The organism is Lysinibacillus sp. NPDC093210 (assembly GCF_044753985.1).
Lineage (GTDB): Bacteria > Bacillota > Bacilli > Bacillales_A > Planococcaceae > Lysinibacillus.
Genome location: NZ_JBIVOE010000005.1, coordinates 14,202 through 34,919, shown reverse-complemented (window position 1 = coordinate 34,919; position 20,718 = coordinate 14,202). Strand labels below are relative to the sequence as shown.

General features: G+C 34.8%; 22 protein-coding genes and 2 pseudogenes. 5 read left to right on the top strand and 19 right to left on the bottom strand.

Annotated features, from left to right (window positions below; genetic code table 11):
• Nucleotides 1–149 precede the first annotated feature (149 nt).
• The 5 genes from ACIP9C_RS13460 to ACIP9C_RS13440 form a co-directional block, all read right to left on the bottom strand.
• Nucleotides 150–806 carry a carboxymuconolactone decarboxylase family protein gene (locus tag ACIP9C_RS13460; RefSeq protein WP_401011331.1) on the bottom strand — a complete coding sequence of 219 codons (657 nt, stop codon included), beginning with the start codon at nt 804–806 and terminating at the stop codon, nt 150–152.
• A 61-nt stretch (nt 807–867) separates the two neighbouring features.
• A complete protein-coding gene (locus tag ACIP9C_RS13455) occupies nt 868–2,355 on the bottom strand; it encodes a sodium:solute symporter family protein (RefSeq protein ID WP_401011330.1) in 1,488 nt (495 codons plus the stop codon).
• 1 nt (nt 2,356) lies between these two features.
• Complete coding sequence (locus ACIP9C_RS13450) at nt 2,357–2,563, bottom strand: DUF3311 domain-containing protein (protein ID WP_401011328.1); 207 nt, start codon at nt 2,561–2,563, stop codon at nt 2,357–2,359.
• Nucleotides 2,564–2,602: 39 nt separating this feature from the next.
• Nucleotides 2,603–3,889 carry an amidohydrolase gene (locus ACIP9C_RS13445; RefSeq protein WP_401011326.1) on the bottom strand — a complete coding sequence of 429 codons (1,287 nt, stop codon included), beginning with the start codon at nt 3,887–3,889 and terminating at the stop codon, nt 2,603–2,605.
• A 20-nt stretch (nt 3,890–3,909) separates the two neighbouring features.
• A complete protein-coding gene (locus tag ACIP9C_RS13440; protein ID WP_401011324.1) occupies nt 3,910–5,109 on the bottom strand; it encodes a MalY/PatB family protein in 1,200 nt (399 codons plus the stop codon).
• A gap of 227 nt (nt 5,110–5,336) precedes the next feature.
• Between ACIP9C_RS13440 and ACIP9C_RS13435 the strand changes: the two genes are divergently transcribed.
• Nucleotides 5,337–5,804, top strand: a complete 468-nt coding sequence (locus tag ACIP9C_RS13435) for a MarR family winged helix-turn-helix transcriptional regulator (protein WP_401011322.1) — start codon at nt 5,337–5,339, stop codon at nt 5,802–5,804.
• 98 nt (nt 5,805–5,902) lie between these two features.
• Here ACIP9C_RS13435 and ACIP9C_RS13430 read toward each other — a convergent pair.
• The 12 genes and pseudogenes from ACIP9C_RS13430 to ACIP9C_RS13375 form a co-directional block, all read right to left on the bottom strand.
• Nucleotides 5,903–5,998 (bottom strand): annotated as a pseudogene (locus ACIP9C_RS13430) (hypothetical protein); the annotation flags it as partial.
• Nucleotides 5,999–6,378: 380 nt separating this feature from the next.
• Complete coding sequence (locus tag ACIP9C_RS13425; protein ID WP_401011320.1) at nt 6,379–6,882, bottom strand: GNAT family N-acetyltransferase; 504 nt, start codon at nt 6,880–6,882, stop codon at nt 6,379–6,381.
• Between the two features lie 247 nt (nt 6,883–7,129).
• Complete coding sequence (locus ACIP9C_RS13420) at nt 7,130–7,702, bottom strand: GNAT family N-acetyltransferase (protein ID WP_401011319.1); 573 nt, start codon at nt 7,700–7,702, stop codon at nt 7,130–7,132.
• A 14-nt stretch (nt 7,703–7,716) separates the two neighbouring features.
• A pseudogene (locus ACIP9C_RS13415) lies at nt 7,717–8,148 on the bottom strand (GNAT family N-acetyltransferase).
• A gap of 125 nt (nt 8,149–8,273) precedes the next feature.
• Complete coding sequence (locus ACIP9C_RS13410; RefSeq protein WP_401011317.1) at nt 8,274–8,558, bottom strand: CD3324 family protein; 285 nt, start codon at nt 8,556–8,558, stop codon at nt 8,274–8,276.
• Between the two features lie 242 nt (nt 8,559–8,800).
• On the bottom strand, nt 8,801–10,522 hold the full coding sequence (locus ACIP9C_RS13405) for a sensor domain-containing protein (RefSeq protein WP_401011315.1): 1,722 nt from the start codon (nt 10,520–10,522) through the stop codon (nt 8,801–8,803).
• A 359-nt stretch (nt 10,523–10,881) separates the two neighbouring features.
• Nucleotides 10,882–11,052, bottom strand: a complete 171-nt coding sequence (locus ACIP9C_RS13400; protein ID WP_401011313.1) for a transcriptional regulator — start codon at nt 11,050–11,052, stop codon at nt 10,882–10,884.
• Entirely contained in the window at nt 11,049–11,204 is a 156-nt protein-coding gene (locus ACIP9C_RS13395) for a transcriptional regulator (RefSeq protein ID WP_401011311.1), read from the bottom strand. Before ACIP9C_RS13395 ends, ACIP9C_RS13400 begins: the two co-directional genes overlap by 4 nt.
• A gap of 200 nt (nt 11,205–11,404) precedes the next feature.
• The gene (locus ACIP9C_RS13390) at nt 11,405–11,554 is read right to left on the bottom strand and encodes a transcriptional regulator (protein WP_401011309.1); all 150 of its coding nucleotides are present in this window, start codon (nt 11,552–11,554) and stop codon (nt 11,405–11,407) included.
• A gap of 322 nt (nt 11,555–11,876) precedes the next feature.
• Nucleotides 11,877–12,380, bottom strand: coding sequence for a DinB family protein (locus tag ACIP9C_RS13385; protein ID WP_401011307.1), 504 nt, complete (start codon nt 12,378–12,380; stop codon nt 11,877–11,879).
• 70 nt (nt 12,381–12,450) lie between these two features.
• A complete protein-coding gene (locus ACIP9C_RS13380; RefSeq protein WP_401011305.1) occupies nt 12,451–13,413 on the bottom strand; it encodes a tyrosine recombinase XerC in 963 nt (320 codons plus the stop codon).
• 499 nt (nt 13,414–13,912) lie between these two features.
• Nucleotides 13,913–14,326: a hypothetical protein gene (locus tag ACIP9C_RS13375; RefSeq protein WP_401011303.1), complete on the bottom strand. Its 414-nt coding sequence runs from the start codon at nt 14,324–14,326 to the stop codon at nt 13,913–13,915.
• A gap of 76 nt (nt 14,327–14,402) precedes the next feature.
• Here ACIP9C_RS13375 and ACIP9C_RS13370 point away from each other — a divergent pair, with 76 nt between their 5' ends.
• From ACIP9C_RS13370 to ACIP9C_RS13360, 3 genes are all read left to right on the top strand, one after another.
• Nucleotides 14,403–15,893, top strand: a complete 1,491-nt coding sequence (locus ACIP9C_RS13370) for a circularly permuted type 2 ATP-grasp protein (protein ID WP_401011301.1) — start codon at nt 14,403–14,405, stop codon at nt 15,891–15,893.
• On the top strand, nt 15,847–16,812 hold the full coding sequence (locus ACIP9C_RS13365) for an alpha-E domain-containing protein (RefSeq protein ID WP_401011299.1): 966 nt from the start codon (nt 15,847–15,849) through the stop codon (nt 16,810–16,812). Before ACIP9C_RS13370 ends, ACIP9C_RS13365 begins: the two co-directional genes overlap by 47 nt.
• Before the next feature lie 61 nt (nt 16,813–16,873).
• A complete protein-coding gene (locus ACIP9C_RS13360; RefSeq protein ID WP_401011297.1) occupies nt 16,874–17,728 on the top strand; it encodes a transglutaminase family protein in 855 nt (284 codons plus the stop codon).
• A gap of 44 nt (nt 17,729–17,772) precedes the next feature.
• Here the strand turns inward: ACIP9C_RS13360 and ACIP9C_RS13355 are convergent, their stop codons facing one another.
• Complete coding sequence (locus ACIP9C_RS13355; protein ID WP_401011295.1) at nt 17,773–18,648, bottom strand: tyrosine-type recombinase/integrase; 876 nt, start codon at nt 18,646–18,648, stop codon at nt 17,773–17,775.
• 357 nt (nt 18,649–19,005) lie between these two features.
• Between ACIP9C_RS13355 and ACIP9C_RS13350 the strand changes: the two genes are divergently transcribed.
• Complete coding sequence (locus ACIP9C_RS13350; RefSeq protein ID WP_401011293.1) at nt 19,006–19,800, top strand: enoyl-CoA hydratase/isomerase family protein; 795 nt, start codon at nt 19,006–19,008, stop codon at nt 19,798–19,800.
• 46 nt (nt 19,801–19,846) lie between these two features.
• Here ACIP9C_RS13350 and ACIP9C_RS13345 read toward each other — a convergent pair whose 3' ends face one another.
• A complete protein-coding gene (locus tag ACIP9C_RS13345) occupies nt 19,847–20,659 on the bottom strand; it encodes a hypothetical protein (protein WP_401011291.1) in 813 nt (270 codons plus the stop codon).
• Nucleotides 20,660–20,718: the final 59 nt, after the last annotated feature.

The following is a 20,718-nucleotide window of genomic DNA, read 5'->3' as shown; positions in this document are numbered from 1 at the left end:
CTTCGATTTCTACGAGTACATCTTTTGGAAGTCGACTTATCTCTACAATTCCCCCTTGTGAATAGAGTCCAATCGCTTTCGGAGCCTTGTCCGACCGTATAAATGATTTATGCCGTTTGCTAAAACTTCCTTTTTCTAATTGTTTATTGTTACAAGTCATACGCATTAAGTGCATTAACACTATGAGCAAGCGCCGAGCCAGCTTTTAGCGCGGTAGCAACAAATATCGCTTCTGCTAATTCTTCTCGGGAAACTTCTAACTTCTTTGCATTTTTGACGTGAATTTCAATACAATATGCACAACCAGTTATATGGGCAATCGCAACAGCGATTAACTCTTTGTCTTTCTTACTTAAAAGTCCTGGCTTTAATGCTTCTAAATCAAACTTATTAAATGCACGAAAAGCTTCAGGGCTTAATTGATTCAGTTCTTTAAAACGAGCAAGATTTGATTTTTGATATAAATCTTCATTATGCTCTCCATCATATGCCTGTAATGCATTTAAGCTATGCGCGATAGCAGAGCCAGCTTTTAAAGCTGTGGCTACCATAATAGCTTCTGCCATTTCTTCTTTAGAAATTTGTAATTTTTTTGCATTCGTAACATGAGCATCGATGCAATAAGGACAACCAGTGACATGCGCAGCTGCAATCGCAATTAACTCCTTCGTTTTTTTAGGAATTATGCCATCAGAAAGCGCTAATTTATCGAATTCAGCAAATGCTTTAAATGTCTCAGGTGTTAGTTTTGCAAGCTCAGGTAATCTACGAATAGATGATTTTTGGTATAGACTATTATTCTCCATTAGAAATGCCTCCATTTATCTTTTAGTTCATTTTTAATTCAGAATTTTCAGATATTAATAATTATGAAATACTTTCTACTGCACTTTCGTTGGAAGACTCGTCAGTCATAACGATTCCTTTTCTAGTAAATACGCTAACAGTTAAACTTACAAATATATTAACGCCTAATGCAAGGAAACCGATGTTGATGTCTTGCAAATAAGATGGCCAAGTTGGGAACAGTTTACTTAAATTTGTGCCAGTAGCAGCCTGCCAACCAACTATCGCCACACCGACTATGATCCCTACAAATACGCCTTGTACTGTGAATGGGTTTTTCTTTAAAAAGCTAAAAATAACGGCAGGTGCAAATTGAGTAACAAGACCATAACCCATTAAGAATAATAATGTAATAGCACCACCACCACTAAACGTAAAGTACAATGCAATTAATGCAACCACAGGAACTGTATATCGTGCAATGATTCCAATTTGCTGATCAGTAGTTTGAGGTCGAAGCGGTTTTAAAATGTTTTTTGCAAAGAGCGTTGCCGCGGACATTAAGATTAATGAACCTGGCACAATAGCAGTTAACAGCCCTGCTGCACCAATAAAGCCAACGATAACTGGATTAAATGTTTGTGTGGAAATTTTAAATAAGGCTAAATCTACATTCCCACCTGAAAGATTTGGAACTTGTAAAATAGCTGCTGCTCCCGCAAAAAGAACAAATAAGATAAATAAAGCATAAATAGGGAGCATAATCGCATTTTTCCTTAACGCATTCCCACTTTTCGCTGAAAATGTAGCAACAAATGTATGTGGCCACATATAAAACCCTAATGATGTCAACATCATCGTTGATACATACCATGATGCACTCAACCCTGAGTCTGGCAGCGATAAAAACCCTGGATTAGCAACCTCTATTGCCTCCCACATTGGTTGAATGCCCCCATAATAATGGAAAGGTAAGTAAATCCCTAAAAATAACACGACACCAAGAATAAGAAAATCTTTAATAACCGCTGTCCAAGCTGACCCATGAATGCCGGAAACCATTACATAGACAATCATAGCAATTGTGCCAATCCAAATCGTAATTTTCGGATCAATTGCACCATAGGAAGCTTCAGAAACAATAATACCTAGACCTTTTAGTTGGATAATTAAATAAGGGATTAAAGCCGCTAACCCTACAACAGCTACAAGCATGCCAAGCGCTTTACTTTTATAGGCCTTTTCAAAAAAGTCAGATTGCGATAGTAATTTATGTTTCTTTCCATAAGCCCATATTTTAGGTGTTAACCAATATGCAATAACGTAGTTCAGCATCATAATATTGTAAAATGCAGCGCCGCCTTTTCCATACATCCAGCCACTAATACCTAAAAATGCACTAGTTGTATATATTTCGCCAGCCATTAATAGAAAAATGAAAATTGAGCCAAATCCTCTGCCACCAACACTCCATAGCTCTAGGCTCATATCCTTTCCTCTACTTGCTATAACACCTAAAAGTAAAGCAACACATAAGAAAAATGCAATGATTCCTACTGATATAATCATATTATTCCAGCTCCTCTCTCGCACTAGGATTTATTCGGTGCACTATAAGCATTAAGCCTGTCCCTAACAAAATCCATAAAACCATCCAGAATAGCAGAAATGGAAGACCTAAAACGTAAGGTTCAGCACTTTTTATAAAGGGGATTCCTATAGGCATTCCTAAATACGCAATGAACGATAGTAAGTAACAAAGTCTTTTTCGTGTCATTTTTCTATCTCCTTTTTTCAATCAATTTTTGAATTTAGCTTATTGTCTTACTAACTGCACAAATCCGTTTTCAACAAATAAACTTTTAATATCTCTTTTATCAGGCGTAAATTCTATTGGAATTTCATTATCTAAAAAATTAATTGTGTATTGAACAGTAGCCGCTACACCAAGCTTTAATGCATCTTCATCGATATCAAAATAAACATTATGATGTTCTGCCCCCATTCCTTTTTCTATATTTTGTATACCTACGAATGCAAAGACACCAGGAAAATACTTTTCGTAAAATGCAAATGATTCGGAAGCCATCCACGCTGGTGTGGAGTGCAAAGCATTTATCCCAACTGCACCTTCTACTGCTGCAATGGCTAGTTGAGCACAATCTTTTTGGTTGCTGACAATTAAATCACATTCCTTAGGCTCTGTAATAAATTCAAAAGTACAATGATGCAATTCACAAACCTTTTCTAGTATTCTCTTAAATTCATTTGCCGCATGAGCCCCTTGTTCAAAATCCAAATATCTTGCAGTGCCCGAAAACTGTAAATTTTCTGGGATAATATTTATTGCAGTACCCGAATTTATTGTTCCGATTGAATAAGTAATCGTTTTGTACGGGTCTAGAGAGTTTAATCGCATCGCTTTCAAATTACTATAAAAGTCTGTAAAACAATCTAATGGCGCAACTGATAAATCTGGTCGTGAGCCATGACCACTTTTTCCTTTTATCACAACGTTAAAACTAAACGAGGCTGCCATTCTCGGTCCTGCTTCAACAGAGATCTTGCCTGTCGGCATATCAGATTTTAAATGGATGCCCCAAACACCGTCTGCCCCAATTTCGCATAATCGCTTTAAAAGGTTAAAAATGCCTCCGCCCATTTCTTCCCCTTGCTCAAAAGCGAGTAGCACTCTACCTTTCACTTTGTCTTTATGTTGACTTAAAATTTTCGCAGCACCTAATAGCATGGCCGTATGTCCATCATGTCCACAAGTATGTGCAGCTTCATCGGTATTAGAAACGACTACTTTTTTCATTTTTAAATTAGTATCTTCCTCTTTCATCGGTAGTGCATCTAAATCTGCCCTAAGTATTAAAGTTTTTCCAGCTTGATTTCCATCGATAAAGCCAATAATGCCACCGTCAGGGACAATCTCATAGCCAATCCCAAGTTTGCTTAACTCTTCTGTCACTAATTTTATTGTTCTTACTTCATGTAAACCAATCTCTGGGTTTCTATGAAGATCTCGTCTTATTCCAATTACATAGTCCTCTATTTCTTTTGCCCATTTTAACGTTTCAAGTTCATAGGAAGTTTTCATAATTATCCTCACCTTTCTAATTAATTGTTCGTTTCGATATCCTGAAATTCCTTAGCAATTCTTTCAAGTGCTTCTTTAATAAGTGGTCTCGGTGATGGAATGCAAATTCGTTGGAATCCATCTCCTTCCTTTCCAAACAGGTCTCCATCTTCAAGCAGTACATTCGCTTTGTTATAAATTCGATGATGAACTTCTTGTGCTGAAAGACCGTATCCGTTAAAGTCCATCCACATGACGTAAGTTCCTTCAGGTATAGTGACTTTCACCGTTGGCAGTTTTTCAGCTAGAAAACTTTTCACATAGATCATTGTGTCGTCAATATATTCGGTTAATTGTTCTAACCACTCCTCCCCTTCATTGTAAACTGCTATTAGAGCAGCAATTGTAAATGGAGATGGTAACTGCATGCCCATTTTTTCGCTAAAAGTCTTTCGAATTTCAGGATTTGAAATAATTACATTCGTACAATGTAGACCAGCGACATTAAATGTTTTGTTGATGGCTGTGCAAGTAATAATATGGTCTGAATTACTTGCAATTTTAGCTAATGGTGTAAAGGTTTGATTTTTTCTAATCAAGTCTCCATGTATTTCATCCGCAACAATGATGACATTGTTCACTTCACAAATATCTGAAAGCCTTTTCAATTCTTCATTCGTGAAAATTCTTCCTGTCGGGTTATGTGGATTACAAAGAACAAACATTTTAGTGTTCTCTTCTTGTGCTTTCGCTTCAAAATCTTCAAAATCAATGGTGTAATTGCCATCACTGTTTCGAATCAATGCATTATTACGAACAATCCTGCCATTCCCTTCAATAGCAGCTGTGAATGGTGGGTAAACAGGACGTTGGATTATGATACCTTCACCGCGTTTAGTTAATGCTCTTACCGCGATATTTAATGCATGAACTGTTCCAGGACTGAAAACAATTTCATCTTTTTCAACCGACCAATTATGTCTTTTTTTAAACCAATGCTGTATCGCTTCATAATACTCGTTTGGAAAAATAGAGTATCCAAAAATACGATGATCGACGGTTTTATGAAGCGCCTCTATCAATGGTTGAGGTACTGGTAAATCCATATCAGCTGTAAACAGTGGGATCGTTTCATGATCATATCTCTCTGTATAGCCAATTTGTTTAATTAACTCCTCACCGTCCCACTTTAAGGAATACGTATTTCGGCGCTGAACCATTTCATTAAAATTGTATTGCATTCTATTTCCCCCTCTAACTTTTCATAAATAATTCTGTTTAAATACATTTTTTCAAACGTTTATAATTAATTTTTCTCAGTTTAGCACCTTAACTGTAAAATGGTCAATATAAAAATTCAGATTTTTTTAAAAATTATTTGTTTTGCAAGTAACTATCCTTATAAGATTTTCTAATATGTTAGAATAAAATAATAATCCTCTATAAATTATTGAAAGGAGGCTGGGTGATGGATAAGGAGAAAGTTTTTTATGAACTTATGGAAACGCTTTACGAGACATCTAGGCTGATTAGTTCATACGAAAATATCCCAAGAAAATATGGTACTGACGATGAGCTTTACATGATAGAAGTACATACTCTGAATTTAATTGGCGATAAAGTAAAAACAAATACTTCTGAAATTGCGGAAATAACGAATCGCACAAAAAGTGCTGTTTCTCAAATGGTCGATAAACTAATCAAAAAGGACTTAGCAATTAAATATAGAAATCCTAACAATTATCGAGAATTGACTATCGAATTAACATCAAAAGGTAAGTTAGTGTATGAATATCATAAAAAGCTCGATGAAGAAGAATACGGAAGCCATTTGAAGAATCTTGAGCAATTTACAGTGGAAGATTTTCAGAACTATATTACAATTTTAAACGTAATTAATCGAAGGACACGAAAAGTGCTTAATGATAGAGGTTAATGCAATGAAGCATTTAGTACTATTTCTGGCTAATTTGCGTTTGTTTGCACTTTTCATAACAAAAAGAGCCATCATAAATACGATGGCTCATTAGTTTTTCAGTTTAATTCATGTTGAAATACATTTTCAACTGCTTGTGGTAAATTATTTGCGATCTCCCACCATAAAGCTAATTTAAAAGCAGAATATCCTTTTTTCCATTGTTTTTAGGGTCAGCTTGTAATTCTTTTGATGATAGTATGCCTTATGATGGAACAAAATAATCCGCCCATCTTCTTCCCCTACCTTATCGCTTTAATTACACACTAATTTTTGTAAACATCCAAGTTAAAGTGAAAATGATGTACGTTGAAGCAATACACATCCAAATAATATTACCTTTTGTGCTTACATCCTTAGTGACAATCAGTTTTTTCAAAAAGCTAGTTAAATTTAAACAAAAAACAATTGCGAAAATTGGATTAAGCATGAAAGATAAGACCAATATTAAATCTATCAAATGAATCACTTTCCCTTTTAAAAAAATATAAAGAGTCCTCATAATAATAGGAAGACTCTTTATTTAAAATTATATTCAGCCAAATCTCCAATACAATAGTTCCGCAGTTTCTTTATAAAGTACTGCCCCTGATTTTTCTAATACTCTATGAGATGCAATATTATCTTTTTCAGTATCAGCAACAACAAATTTCACATTAGGCTGGCTTAACAACCAGTTTTTCATTGAATTAATTGTTTCTGTCATATAGCCGTTTCCTTGATATTCAGGCAAAGTGTAATACCCTACTACTACCTCACCATAGTCGTTTGGAAGACCTTTTAACATGATTCCTCCTACGCTACAGTTTTGACTTTTCGACACAATTAACCAATTGGTATACCAAATATAGTTTTCCTTATCACGTACCAACTTAGCATGTCGAATTTCCATCGCTTGTTGAAGTTCCGCATCTAAATAGCTATCTGATTCCATTAATGATAATTGAAGCTCCAACTTCTTCGGGTTATCAATGAGTAATCTTAGGTTTTTTGCATTTAGCGCAAGTATTCTTAATCTTTCTGTGTTTAATTCAATCATACTTAATCTCCTATTATCATTTTTGACGTCATTTTAAAGGCAAAAATATTAAAATAGGTATATGTTATTGGCAGCTACTCCCATTATATTTTATCCAATTTAATTGTAGCATTACATAGTGTATTGCTATATTAAATGGTAAATAAATTTTAGCATTAATTATAATTATTGTAAATTAGGCGTCTGATTAGCTCTAATTAGTGGTGACTACTTTGATTAATGACACGCACAAAAATATTAGTTATAACTAATGAACTTTTCTATTTTTCCAATCCTCTATATGCAATGTGTAATGTCGATATATTAGAGCATCTATTTCTAAATTTTCTTTGAAATCAAAGCCACATTTTTCTATAACCTTCAAAGAACTTACATTGCGGGGTTGAACGATAGCATTCAGTTGTTCAATATTTGTCTGTTCAAACAAGTAATGTAGTAAGCCTTTTACCGCTTTAGTTGTGTAGCCACGATTTCTGAAATGTTTTGACATAGCATAGGCAATTTCTTGATTTGGTTCGGTTAGCTCTTCTTTCGTCCCGGTATTGCAAAAACCAATGAATTCCCCAGTTTCTTTTAATATGATTGCTAGTTTCAAGTAATTTTGACCATTGATATTAGGAACAGCAGATAAAAATGCTTGGTTGGAAGGTATTTCGTAATTTATTATCCAGTTTAATCGTTGTTCTCTCGTAGTACGCCAATCAGGCAAAAACTCATAAACTTCTGGTTGTGAAGTTAGCTTATAAATCGCATCGACATCTTCACTACTAAACTCTCTCAATAAAATTTCATCACAGTCGATTGTAAATAAATTATGCATTGTTAAACCTCCATTTATTTCGAAGTTAAATCTTTTTTCAAATAGTAATGCTTAAAGTTTCTACCTACATTATCTAAAATCCCAAATACCTGATAACCGTGCTTTTCATAAAATTCTAACGCTTGAAAACTTAATGTATCTACCTTTATAAAACCGCACTGCTATGCTAAACCCATATCCTCAAGTTCTAGTAATAATTTTGTGCCAAATCCCAATTTTCGTATGTCCTCATCTATCATTAAAGTGTGAATCTCCAGCCAATTCCAACATACTTCAGCAAGAATACCACCACGAACATTGTCGTTTTCATCTTTAAGGAATACAGTAATTTCTTCGTAATTGCTTCTTAAATCTATTGGAAAATGCATTAAATTAAATTTGTAAAGCTCATTATTCACTATTTGTTTAGCTTGATCGTTTAATTCTTTCGTTATATACAAAGACATTATTTATTTCTCCTATCAGCTCATATTGTTAGTTCGATTATAAATGACTGACATTCAATAAAAAAACCTCATATTTGTTTCATAAAAGAAAATAAGCCATGTGGTAAAAACCACACAGCTTCTTTTTATATGTTTGTTCTTTTTCTTTTTTCCTTTAGGATAATTCGTTGAATGCTCTTTAAAGACAAATAATATGTTGCACTTAAAGTATCCATATCGGTGCCTGAAAGATATCCCTGATAAATATTATTGTTCCTTACATCTAATTCAGTCCTTGTAGTAGTGCCTGCCCCCCAACTCTTTTTACTATCTTTTCTTCTGGGGATATAAATATATTCACCATCTACATAGTTTTGAATTAACGCGATTAACTCTGCTGGTAACAGATTATTTACTTTCTTATAGCTCATGTTTGCACTCCTAAATGTATTATCGTTCGTTTAGGAAGAGCAAAGGCTATTTAATTTTAAATTTCATTTTATGCAATAGCCTTTGCTATGCAAAAATAGTATGCTTTCTCATACGACCAATCCTCCTTTTCTAGAGTTTTTCCACCCAAATTGTACCATGTATTTTTTAGAAAATGTAAATATATTTTTGTTTTATAATTTTATTATGTAAACTAAAAAAGGGGATAAAAAACTAGCCCCTCTTAGGAGCTAGATGTAATTGTTAGCGATTGATTTAAAATGTTAGTTGTAAAGTCTTGCACTGATAGCGGCTTGCTAAAATAATAGCCTTGGACGAACTCACAGCCATGTTCACGAAGAACGTTTAATTCAGCTTCTTCTTCGACCCCTTCTGCTACTACTTGGAGGTTTAAAGCATGTGCCAATGAAATCATAGCTGAAATCATCGCTATGCCTGTTTTCTCAGGTAGAATATCACGCACAAATGCCCGATCTATTTTTAATACGTCTACAGGGAATTTTTTTAAATAATTTAATGATGAATAGCCTGTTCCGAAATCATCCAATGCAATGGTAATGCCTAATGCTCGTAGCTGCTCAATCGTATTTATTAACTCTTCTGTATAATCAAGCATACTCATTTCGGTAATTTCAATTTCTAATGAATGTGGGTCAATTTTTGTTTTTTCAATTACATCGCGTACCATTTCAACAAAGCCTGGTGTACTAATATGGATAGGTGAAATATTGACAGCTACGCGTAAATTCGATTGAAATGTTTCGTTCCATGCACATACTTGCGCACAAGCTTTATGTAATACCCATATACCAATATCATTTATAAGACCACATTCTTCCGCAAACGGGATGAAACGATCTGGTGGCATCTGTCCTAATTCAGAATCATACCAACGAAGCAATGCTTCCATACCTACCACTTGATCTGTTTTTAAATCAATTTTGGGCTGATAATGTAGTTCTAATAAATCCTTTTTTAATGCTTGATGAAGTTTGGTTTCAAGTAATAACCATTTATCATTTGCCTCATCCATATTATGTCGATAAAGCTTATATTGATTACCACGTGTTGATTTTGCAGCATACATGGCGATATCAGCATTTTTTAATAAATCTTCAATTGAATTAGCATGATCAGGAAAAATGCTAATACCAATACTAATACTCGCATAAAATTCATATGCATCTACGATGAAACTGTCATCGAAAACAGCAATGATTTCTTTTGCCATTTCCTCGATACGTGAAACATCATTTAAAATCATGACGAATTCATCACTGTTATGACGATAAAATGAATTGGACGTGAAGTCTACATTGCGTAAACGGTTTGCCATTTCCACTAGGAACATATCGCCTATGATGTGGCCAAGTCCATCGTTAATGTTTTTAAAACGATTCACATCAATGAAAAATAACGCAAACTTCTCTCCTGTACGTCGAGATTGATGGAATTCATTTTCTAAACGTTGTTCTAATTTACGACGGTTTGGTAACCCTGTTAATTCATCATGATACGCAATATGTGTAATTTTTTTTATGTCCTTTTGTGCGGTAATGTCTACTCTAATGGCAATATATTGATAAGGCTTGTCATTATCATCGAGAAAAGGAATGATTGTTGTTTTTACCCAGTATAGACTACCATCTTTTGCACGGTTGCACACCTCACCATTCCACATGTCACCTTTTCCGATTGTTTTCCACATTTCTCTGAAAAATGATTTGGGATGGAAACCCGAGTTTAGTAAACGATGATCTTGTCCAATTAATTCTTCACGCTTATATTTAGAAATTTTACAAAAATGATCATTAACAAAGGTAATTTTTCCTGTCCGATCTGTAATAGCAACTATGATCGAACTGTTCATTGCTGAAAAAATATCTTGTAATTCTTTCAGGCTGTAGTTAACTTGATTAATACTACTAGGCGTGATATTCATCATCTTCATTCTCCGTTCGTTAAAATAAGAGGGTTTAGTACTTATTCTTTATATTACAGTGAGGTATAAAGTTGTGGTAGATGGCCCTTTTTTATGTAATTATATTATAGTCTTAGAAAAGCAGTTAATTCAACCCAAATATACAATATGCATAGATCAAATTTAATAGAATTCTATAAATTAGACAAAAAAGAATGACTTTAAACGCACGTGTTTCACCATTTTTCCAATTTTAATAATTACATTTGTACTACTGTTAAAACTATAGAAATACTATTTACCTTGTTAACTACAAAAATCTAAATTTATTTATAAGTGAAAATGCCTTACTGTCGCAGCTGGGCAGTAAGGCATTTTACATGTTAAGAGATATCATATTCAATAAGACCTCCTATAATTTTCGCTTGTTCATTATAAGTATCAAGTTGTTCTTGTGATAAATTTAACATATAGTAGTGAAAATTAATGGGCTCTAACTCGTATTTGTTACATATTTGTCGGTAAAACTCATAGCCTTGTCGATAGTCTGTCATACGACTAACTTCCTTTCGTTTGCTGCTTCATTGAAATCTTTTAATTGCTCTTGCGATAACTTATTAATATAGTAATAAATATTAATTGGCTCTAAATTATATTGCTCGCATTTTTTACAATATAACTCATAACCTTCTCTATACTGTGCCATTCCGGTACCTCTTCTCTTTGTACTATAACAGTTATTTATTTGTATAGATACTATATAACAGATGTGTTATCAAGTCAATAATAATTCTGAAATTTCTTTCATATTAATAAAAGCCCAGTCTACTAATTTAGTATGGCTGGGCTTTTCATAAACTATTCACTTTGGCGTCCGTCATAACCACATCCTTTGTAGCTAATGTTTTAAATTCCTAGTTGTTTCGCTTGCATATTATAAGCGGAAAGCTGTTCTTGCGATAATTGGATAACATAATAACGGAATGAAATTGGCTCTAACCCATAACGATCACACATTTCACAATAAAACTCATAACCATCACGATATTTCGACATCATAATTCCTCCAGTTCAAACTGTTTTATAACAGTTTTCTTTATTTTTATTTAATATATAACAGATTATGTCGTTCGTCAAGAGAATATTCATGTAGGATAATGAAAAGAAGCCCGATTTCTCAGTAAGATTCAAGTGTGAGAAGTCGGGCTTATATTTGTTTGTATTACCAGAGATGTTTCAATAACCGAATGACCAGTCTTGGAATCCATAAAATGATATTCCAGATTACTTCAAATAAAATAGTGTTTCTAAGTTCAGTTAAGATTTTTTTCGTATACAACTTTATCTTTCTTCTTTTCATGTTAACTCCTATTATACTTTAACTTACAATACCTTTCCTTTCATAGATCTGTTCAATATGTCTTTGTTCATGCAAATACACCTGCTCTATCCATTGGTCGAGCGGTAATTTACCAAAAGCAGGGTGGTTCACGGCTTTTTTAGCTAGCAAAGATGGCTCTTCTAATGCATGCAGAAAAGTAGTGAATTGTTCTCGTGTATCATTTAACATCGTCAAAATTTCTTGTATCTCGAAAGGCTCGGATGCAGGTTCAACGATTTTTGGCGCTATCAGCTTTCTCGATCTGTCTTTTATTTGCTGAACATTTATACGTTCGGGATCCGTATTTTCTTGTGAGGATAACCCCCAGGCAATTGCCTTAATAGTCGACGCTTCTACTAGCACTAAGTGATGACATATTTGTGCAATGCTCCAACTGTTTACGTCCGGTTTTAGATTAAATTGTGTATCGTTAAATATTGCTATTTCTTTGAGTAATTGCTCTCTTGTCGCACTTAATTGTTCAAGTAATGAATATATCATACACTATCCCCTTTCTATTTTAAGGTCCTACTCTGAATATATGCTCTGTATAAGTTCGTATTCTCTTTCTCTAGCTGTTATCGACGATATTAAATGGGTTATTTTCCAGAACGTGTTGTAACTGTTCATCCTCAATATGCGTATAGATTTGTGTTGTAGCGACACTAGAGTGACCAAGTATATGCTGTAAACTTCGAATATCTGCCCCAGCTTTATACATCATAGTGGCGGATGTATGACGCAGTTTATGAGGTGTTAGCCGATCTTTTTGTAGCCCCGATTGTTTATTTATTTGTTTGACGATTTTGGCTACTGTTTGCCGTGTAAAACGTGTACCTTTTTGCGAAATAAAAAGTGGTTCTTCTCCTTCGCCTTTGTATGTCGTTTTTCCACTTTGTTCGTAGTTTTTTAGTGCCAAAATGCAGCTATCGTTCAAATAAACGGTCCGTTCTTTATTGCCTTTTCCGATAACAGTCAAATAGCGTCCTTGTATTGACGATGTATTTAGTTGGCAAAGCTCGGATACTCGTATGCCTAGATTTAAGAAAAACATCATCATGCAATAATTGCGTGGAGAGGCACGATGTATTTGAATGCCTTCGATAAACTGTGTTGCCTCATCCATATTCATATAAATTGGTTTTCTGCGTCCAATCTTCGGTGTTTCTAACTCTTCGGCTGGATTCTCTTCAATGAGACGGCGTTTTCCTTTAATGTATTTGAAAAACGATTTTAATGTAGCTACTTTCCGTGCTCTAGCAGAAGCGGAATTTTGACGTTGCACTTCGCAGTATTCCATAAATAAGTAGAGATCCTCCAAAGTAATAGCACGGATTTCTTCTATTGTAATAGTAGCAATATTAATTTTTTCTATTTGCGCTATCTCAATATCGTTTTGCATAGCTAAGTGGAAACGAAAGAATAATGTGAGATCGTATTCATATTCTTTTCTAGTGCGCTGAGATTTACCTTTGATCGTCGTTAAGTAAACAAGGAAATCTTTCATTATTTTAGGTAGTTGAGTCTTTTGCATAAAATCACCTCTATTTTCTCTATTTTACCATGAAAAAAACGTTCCCAAATATAAATTTGGGAACTTTATTGCTAAAAAAGTGCCCTTTTATAACGAATGGAACAAACGTTCTTTTTTATGAGATAAAAAAGATGACTTCTAAGTAATAGAAATCATCTCTATGTTAGTCAACAACTGTTTTTTAATTATCATTTAAACATCCAAGCTTCACTCAAATTTCTTACATTACAGCTATTGGTCTCTCCCCTTTATTTCGTTATTAAAGAAGCTATTAATTTTTCACGGGATGTTTTAATGGAACTATTTTTTCGTAATAAAAAATCAGCTTTTTCACTATTTTTCTATTAGGTTTCACTTTTTATGCATAAACCGTTCGTCGAATGAATATTAAACTCTAGTATACTAGTATGCGCTGAGACGAATCGAAAAATCAAACGTCGGGTAACGATACGAGTCGATTCGTCTCATAACTCGCGTGGTAATTTTTGGATATTTGTAATTATTTAGCGAAAATACTATAGGTACCATCATTTTGCTTTGTTAGCTTCCAGTTAGTAGATAACATATTTTGAATTTTCGTAATAGTATGCTCGTCGCAAGATAAATTTTTAATTCCTGTATCTTCTAATTGGAAATCCTTTGTTTCTTCTAATTGAAAACGAAGATTTAGTAAACGCTGAATGCCCGGTAATGTTACATATTTAATTCGATAATTACCGTGATAGGCATCAAGAAATGTTTGTTCCCCTTCTTGATAAAGAGCCAACGTTTCATTAAATTCATACTTTGGTTCCAGATTACGCCATGATGACACATCCCCAGTTCGTAAAGTCTGTAAAATCTTCTCGTCAGATAAATCTAGTTTTGATAGCTTGTCTAACTCATAAGCTTGCATTAAGTTAATATTTGTCATTTATACTAGCTCCTTTTATGTATTTCTTATTAGTGTAACACGTTTTTTCTACTACTTAAATTCGGAGGCGGTTCACATGATGAAATTGTATGATTCAGGTTCTTTTTTTGATGAAATGTTAGATGGTGATCAGCCGAAACTACATTATCGCTCTTTCCATCGTAAGCTTAGTGCTTTTTCACAAGATCAGCTAGAAGAAAAATACCAACAAGCTCAATCAAGCTTCCTTAGACAAGGTATAACATTTACTGTATATGGTGCACAGGGTGGGACGGAGCGAACAATGCCGTTTGATTTTGTCCCAATTATTATCCCACATGAGCAATGGAATATAATTGAAACAGGTATGAAACAGCGTGTTAAAGCCTTAAACTGTTTTTTACATGATGTTTATAATAGACAGCTAATTGTTAAAGATGGGATTATTCCAAGCAGTCTTATCGAACAAAATCCATTTTATTATCCAGAAATGCTTGGTGTACAAGTACCTATAAATAATCATATTTTTTTAGCAGGAATTGATTTAATTCGCGATGAAAATGGTGTTTATCGTGTACTGGAAGATAATTTACGTAATCCTTCAGGCATTTCATACGTTTTTCAAAACCGGTATGTAATGAAAGAAGTATATCCTGAGTTCTTTTCAAAACATACAATCCAATCTCTTGAGAAACAAATGACAATTATGAAAAATGCCCTCCTTTCACATCGACCAACAGCTTTAAAAGCTAATGTAGAACCAAAAGCAGTACTTTTAACTGCGGGGATGTATAATTCTGCTTATTACGATCATGTATTTTTAGCCCAACAACTAAATATTCAGCTTGTGGAAGGACGAGATTTAATCGTTCAAGATCTTAAAGTTTATATGAAGACAATATATGGCCTTGAGCAAATAGATATTATTTATCGCCGCATTGATGATGATTTCTTAGATCCTACTGTCTTTCGAGAAGATTCTTTACTAGGAGTGCCCTATTTATTAGCGGCCTATAAGGCAGGAAATATTGCAATTTTGAATGCTGTTGGCAATGGGGTTGCAGATGATAAAGCGATGTATGCATATGTACCCGACATGATTCGTTATTATTTAAACGAGGAGCCGATTTTAGAAAATGTGACGACCTATCATCTTGAGGATGAAAGTCAACGAGCATGGGTTCTTGACCATTTAAAAGAACTAGTAATTAAAAATGTAAGTGCTTCAGGTGGTTACGATATGCTGATTGGGCCACATGCAAGTGAAGATGAAATCGCAAGTTTTTACGAAAAAATAGTAAAACATCCAAATCAATACATTGCGCAACCGACCATTCAACTATCACGTGCACCCGCATATCAGCATGGTAAGTTTTACCCTTGTCATGTCGATTTACGTGTTTATGTTATGAACGGTGGTGATATTTTTGTGCTTCCTGGAGGTTTATCGCGTGTTGCACTTAAAGAAGGCTCGTTAATCGTTAATTCATCTCAAGGTGGTGGAGCAAAAGATACGTGGATATTAAAGGAGGAATTGCAACATGCTAAGTCGAGTAGCAGACGCACTATATTGGATGGCAAGATATAGTGAACGAACAGAAACTAATGCACATATATTACAAGTACAGCTGTTGAATATGTTGGAGCAATCGGGTAATGAAAATGAATATCTTGATCACTGGGAAGCAATATTAGACATTTGTGCATCGAAAGAAGAGTTTATATCAAGCTATGAAGTCATTCGTGTCAATCCTCTTATTGAATACCTTTTATTTTCGGAGAACAATAGCAATGCTATACATGCAACATTAAGAGCCATTCGAGAAAATGCACGCATTACACGTGATAGTATTCCTATTGAGCTATGGGAATTACACAATGCCTTTTATTTATACATGCAGCAAGAGATAACTGTGAGAGAACGACCTTTTCCGTTAATATCTTTAAACTATTTTTTACACAATGTTCGTAAGACATCCTTGACGGTTACTGGATTAATTGAGGGTTCTATGGAACGGGATTTGCCTTTTTATTTTATGCAGGTTGGTAAATGGCTTGAACGTGCCGAGAAGATGATTCGAATGATTTTAATTATGCTAGAGCAACAAAAGCTAATGGCTAGCGATTTACAAGAGGCAGACGGAACATTTTTGCTCGATTTATCAAAAGCAACAGAGCCTTACCTACGTAAGCATCATCAAACACATTTACTAAATGTTATACACTATTTATTGCATGATGATCACTTTCCTCGCTCAGTGATTGTTTGTCTCAAAAAATTAGAAGAGGCATTTACGCATATCGAAGAAGACCATCTAACAGAACGTTTTTTAGCACTTAACACGCCGTTAAGAGCATTGTTAAGTGCTATTAACAATATCAATTTATCGACATCTTCCTTAGAGGAAGCAATATTTTCAATGGAGGAAAGATTGTGTCAATGTATTGATTTTGGTCATACATTTTCGACAATTTATCATTTATATGAACCCAGCCTACAATCTTGAAAGGAACAATTCACAGCTCCTTTTCAACACGCAAGTCAGTAATCAAAAGGAAGCGGACACGATGAAATTTGAAATTCAACATACAAATATTTTTCAATATGAATCTGAAGTCGACCAAAGCTTGAATACCATCCGCTTAAAGCCTCGAAGTGATGAGCGTCAGCGCTTGCTGTCCTATCGTATTGCTATTTCGCCTTCTTCATTGACGCGCGAGCATGCGGATATTTGGGGCAACACGGTCGGTACATTTTATATTCCTGAGCAACATCAAGAGCTAGAAATAGAAACAACGTCTATCGTCAGTATTCAACGAGCACCATTTATTCATCGGATTCAATATTCACCAGAGATGCAGACGATTTTCCATTCGCAGTTATTTTATGAGCATTATTTGCCCTATTTAAAATCAACGAGTTTTACGTATATGACTGAAGCACAAATAGAAGAAGTTTTTCATGCAATAGGTCACGCAGAAAATCCAGTACTGTTCTCGCTAAATTTAATGCAGTATTTATATTCGACTTTTGAATATGATCCAACAGCAACAAATGTCACGACAACTGCAAGCCAGGCATTTGATTTAAAACGAGGTGTTTGCCAAGATTTCACACATGTAATGCTAGCAATTTTACGTGCTAAAGGAATCCCTGCTCGCTATGTTAGTGGCTATTTATATGTTGATGAAAATTCAGCTCTCATCGGTGATATCGCTACACATGCATGGGTTGAAGTTATGATTCCTGGCATCGGTTGGATTGGTTTAGACCCAACAAATAATGTAGAAGTATTAGAAAATCACATTATTTTATGCATTGGTCGTGACTACACAGATATTAGTCCCGTTGAAGGTGTCTATTCAGGCGGCAAGCATAATTTGACGGTCAAAGTAAATGTTAAAGCATTAACACATTTTTAATAGTGCGTGCAGTGAAATTTGTGAAAACATCTTTTACTGCACGTCTATTTAAATCTTTCTCCTCGCTCGGTTAACACCCATTTTCGAACATACCCCATGTTTTGCTGGATCGTTTCAATTGTTTTCTCACTTTGTAATGCCTTTTGAAGTACAGTGTAACGTACATCCGTCGCCCGCACACTAGTGCCGATATCTTTAGATATCGTTTGAAAAATCCGCTCTATTGTTTTTGTCGTGATCGGTTTCGTTTGGCTTGCCTCACTTACCCATAGCCATTCCCCCACATTTTTCTGATGTAATTCCTCGGTTGCATCTTTATAATGCATTAACATTTCCTTTAAAACATTTGAAAGCTTAATTTCTCTCTTACCGTTATGATTCGCAATAGAAATATGCAAATTTTCCATGCTGAGATGCGCCCATTTCATGCGAACAAGTTCTGCTGGCTTACAACCAGTTTCAATAAACATTTGAACAATACAGCCATTTCTTCTTGCTAGCCAAGCATGCTCTTGCGTTTTTGCGTATTGAAAATAAGTTGGCCATACTTCTGTAATACTCATTAATTGCTCTTTCGTAAGCAATTTTAAGGAATCCTTACCTCTCTTTTTGGGCTGTAAAATGCTTTCATAATCGAAAGGTTCTGCCCATTCTCTCAAAAAGATAAAGTCTACAAAACTCCGAAGTGAAGCGATTTTGTGATTGAATGTATTTACATTAGGATAGTTCTCTTTTAAATAATTACTATATATAAATATTAATTCTTTGAATTGGTTATCTACATGTTCAACGTTATGCTCATTAGCAAAAGCTAAAAATTGCTGTCCATCAATATTGTATTGTTTTTTGGTAGCAGCACTTTTCTTTAATGAATCTAAAAGCAATATATAGCTTCGCCATGCCTCCTTCAATGTCACCATTTTGCTTCCTCCTTATTAGATAGGGCGTAAGATAGTTTAATTTTATAATATTATTAGGGCGTGTAGTGTATTTTTTTTAAATATCAATAGTGTCGGATAATCTGTTATAAAATAATAGATTACTGCTCCTCGAATGGAGAAGTTCCTTTTCAATAAAGAAACAAATGTTCCTATAGTAGTTTCTCATATCTTTTGCTTTATTACAATAGCAATATTCTGTTGTAGTACAATCGCTTGGATATGCTTTTAATTTTGTATAACAGGCTGAAAATACATGAAAATTCGTATTATTTAATGTTTACTCTCCTTTGTGTTATATAATATAAGTACTATCTGAATGTAGGAGGCTTTTCAATTATGCAAGTAAGAACAACTCGTCTTGAGGCTGAAGATGCCAAAATTATTTATCAGGAAACGGCTGGACTTGCGATCATTACCATTCACCGACCGCAGGCGAAAAATGCGCTAACCGCAAATATGTGGGATCAATTAGCCAACATTGCCCTAAAAGTGTTGGATAATCCGAAAAATAAAGTACTTCTTTTACGTGGGTCCGGTGAAAACTTTACTGCTGGCTCTGATATTAAAGAATTTAACGCCATCTCACTTGAAAAAGCAGAGGAAGCATTTTTACATATGGAAAAAACCATTTCAACAATTGAACGTTTACCAATTCCAACAATTGGTGTTATTAATGGCCCGGCGATGGGCGCTGGCTTAGAGCTAGCTTTAGCTTGTGATATTCGTATTGGCTCTGAAAAAGCGAAATTAGGCATCCCCGTAGGCAAATTAGGCATTACATTAAACAATAAATTCGCTCAGCGCCTTGTCCAACTTGTCGGCCCTTCTACAACGAAGGATTTAGTATTTACTGGTCGGATGTTTAAAGCGGAAGAAGCATTTAAGCTTGGCATGCTTAACTATTTAGTTGCTGAAAAAGACATAAATAAATTTATGATTCGAATGGGTAAGCTTGTTGCTGGTATGTCACCAGAATCATTACTAGCTGTAAAGCAATCTGTACAAGAATGTGTCGATAGTGTACCAGCACTTTGGCAAGGTTCTACACCTTTTGTAGGAAGCGATTTTGCAGAAGGCTGTCGCGCCTTTGTCGAAAAACGTCAACCGCAATTTACACGCCCGTCAAAATAAAAATACAGGTACTCTTCTCGCCTTTCGCGTATGGAGTACCTGTATGTTATTTTCGTTTATGGAAAGCGACATGAACATAAAGATTGATGACATCTAGTTCATAGCCAAAATGTTGAAAGAAGGATCGTTGTATTTCTTCTTGTAATAAATATAAGCGGCGTGGTAATAAATAATCAATTGGCATTTTTAATTGCAATGAAATGGTCGCCTTTGCCTGTTCTCCAAGACTAAACTGTATTTGCTCAACCTTGTGCACAATATCTTGCTGATTACAGCAATACGTAAGTAACTGAATATACACTTGCTTTTCAATTTCAATATATTCTTGGTGGAAATCAGGTCGAACGATTGTTGTTTCACCGATTTTTTCACGCTTTGGAGTGAAAATCTCTTTCCCTTTTTGAATGAGTCGTTTAAAAAAATTTTGCTCGACTTGGCGATACGGTATCGGCATAACATGCTTTCCTTGTGTCTGGCGAATAAATTTCGCTTTTTGTATTTCCTTTTGCGAGCGAATATCCTCGACATAATAATATGTTTCAATTGGTCCTAGCTCTAAACGCTGGGCAATATTTTTCGTCATTTTATCAGATGTGCCAATGAGTAAAATAGATTGAACACTGTAAGTATCGAGCGCTTTAATGACTTCCTCTCGATGCGTTTCCTCTGTGAAAATCGCGCGTCGAACAGCAGTTATCGTATTCTTTTCAAATTTCGCAGATATGCCCGCTACTTTAACTCCATTAACAATTAGTAAACCATCATCAATTATTGCCTCTACCCCTATTTTGTGTGCAAAAACGAGAGCACTAGTACTTTTCCCTGTTCCACTCGGTCCACTTAACGAACATACCTTCATCTTAACACCCACTTTCTTCGCTTAATAATAGCAGAATTAACACTCTTTTTTTACTGGTA

What these genes read in the sequence shown, in the direction of transcription:
- ACIP9C_RS13460 (WP_401011331.1), bottom strand. Translation starts at nt 806, where the DNA reads ATGGAGAATAATAGTCTATACCAAAAATCATCTATTCGTAGATTACCT.
- ACIP9C_RS13455 (WP_401011330.1), bottom strand. Translation starts at nt 2,355, where the DNA reads ATGATTATATCAGTAGGAATCATTGCATTTTTCTTATGTGTTGCTTTA.
- ACIP9C_RS13450 (WP_401011328.1), bottom strand. Translation starts at nt 2,563, where the DNA reads ATGACACGAAAAAGACTTTGTTACTTACTATCGTTCATTGCGTATTTA.
- ACIP9C_RS13445 (WP_401011326.1), bottom strand. Translation starts at nt 3,889, where the DNA reads ATGAAAACTTCCTATGAACTTGAAACGTTAAAATGGGCAAAAGAAATA.
- ACIP9C_RS13440 (WP_401011324.1), bottom strand. Translation starts at nt 5,109, where the DNA reads ATGCAATACAATTTTAATGAAATGGTTCAGCGCCGAAATACGTATTCC.
- ACIP9C_RS13435 (WP_401011322.1), top strand. Translation starts at nt 5,337, where the DNA reads ATGGATAAGGAGAAAGTTTTTTATGAACTTATGGAAACGCTTTACGAG.
- ACIP9C_RS13425 (WP_401011320.1), bottom strand. Translation starts at nt 6,882, where the DNA reads ATGATTGAATTAAACACAGAAAGATTAAGAATACTTGCGCTAAATGCA.
- ACIP9C_RS13420 (WP_401011319.1), bottom strand. Translation starts at nt 7,702, where the DNA reads ATGCATAATTTATTTACAATCGACTGTGATGAAATTTTATTGAGAGAG.
- ACIP9C_RS13410 (WP_401011317.1), bottom strand. Translation starts at nt 8,558, where the DNA reads ATGAGCTATAAGAAAGTAAATAATCTGTTACCAGCAGAGTTAATCGCG.
- ACIP9C_RS13405 (WP_401011315.1), bottom strand. Translation starts at nt 10,522, where the DNA reads ATGATGAATATCACGCCTAGTAGTATTAATCAAGTTAACTACAGCCTG.
- ACIP9C_RS13400 (WP_401011313.1), bottom strand. Translation starts at nt 11,052, where the DNA reads ATGACAGACTATCGACAAGGCTATGAGTTTTACCGACAAATATGTAAC.
- ACIP9C_RS13395 (WP_401011311.1), bottom strand. Translation starts at nt 11,204, where the DNA reads ATGGCACAGTATAGAGAAGGTTATGAGTTATATTGTAAAAAATGCGAG.
- ACIP9C_RS13390 (WP_401011309.1), bottom strand. Translation starts at nt 11,554, where the DNA reads ATGTCGAAATATCGTGATGGTTATGAGTTTTATTGTGAAATGTGTGAT.
- ACIP9C_RS13385 (WP_401011307.1), bottom strand. Translation starts at nt 12,380, where the DNA reads ATGATATATTCATTACTTGAACAATTAAGTGCGACAAGAGAGCAATTA.
- ACIP9C_RS13380 (WP_401011305.1), bottom strand. Translation starts at nt 13,413, where the DNA reads ATGCAAAAGACTCAACTACCTAAAATAATGAAAGATTTCCTTGTTTAC.
- ACIP9C_RS13375 (WP_401011303.1), bottom strand. Translation starts at nt 14,326, where the DNA reads ATGACAAATATTAACTTAATGCAAGCTTATGAGTTAGACAAGCTATCA.
- ACIP9C_RS13370 (WP_401011301.1), top strand. Translation starts at nt 14,403, where the DNA reads ATGATGAAATTGTATGATTCAGGTTCTTTTTTTGATGAAATGTTAGAT.
- ACIP9C_RS13365 (WP_401011299.1), top strand. Translation starts at nt 15,847, where the DNA reads ATGCTAAGTCGAGTAGCAGACGCACTATATTGGATGGCAAGATATAGT.
- ACIP9C_RS13360 (WP_401011297.1), top strand. Translation starts at nt 16,874, where the DNA reads ATGAAATTTGAAATTCAACATACAAATATTTTTCAATATGAATCTGAA.
- ACIP9C_RS13355 (WP_401011295.1), bottom strand. Translation starts at nt 18,648, where the DNA reads ATGGTGACATTGAAGGAGGCATGGCGAAGCTATATATTGCTTTTAGAT.
- ACIP9C_RS13350 (WP_401011293.1), top strand. Translation starts at nt 19,006, where the DNA reads ATGCAAGTAAGAACAACTCGTCTTGAGGCTGAAGATGCCAAAATTATT.
- ACIP9C_RS13345 (WP_401011291.1), bottom strand. Translation starts at nt 20,659, where the DNA reads ATGAAGGTATGTTCGTTAAGTGGACCGAGTGGAACAGGGAAAAGTACT.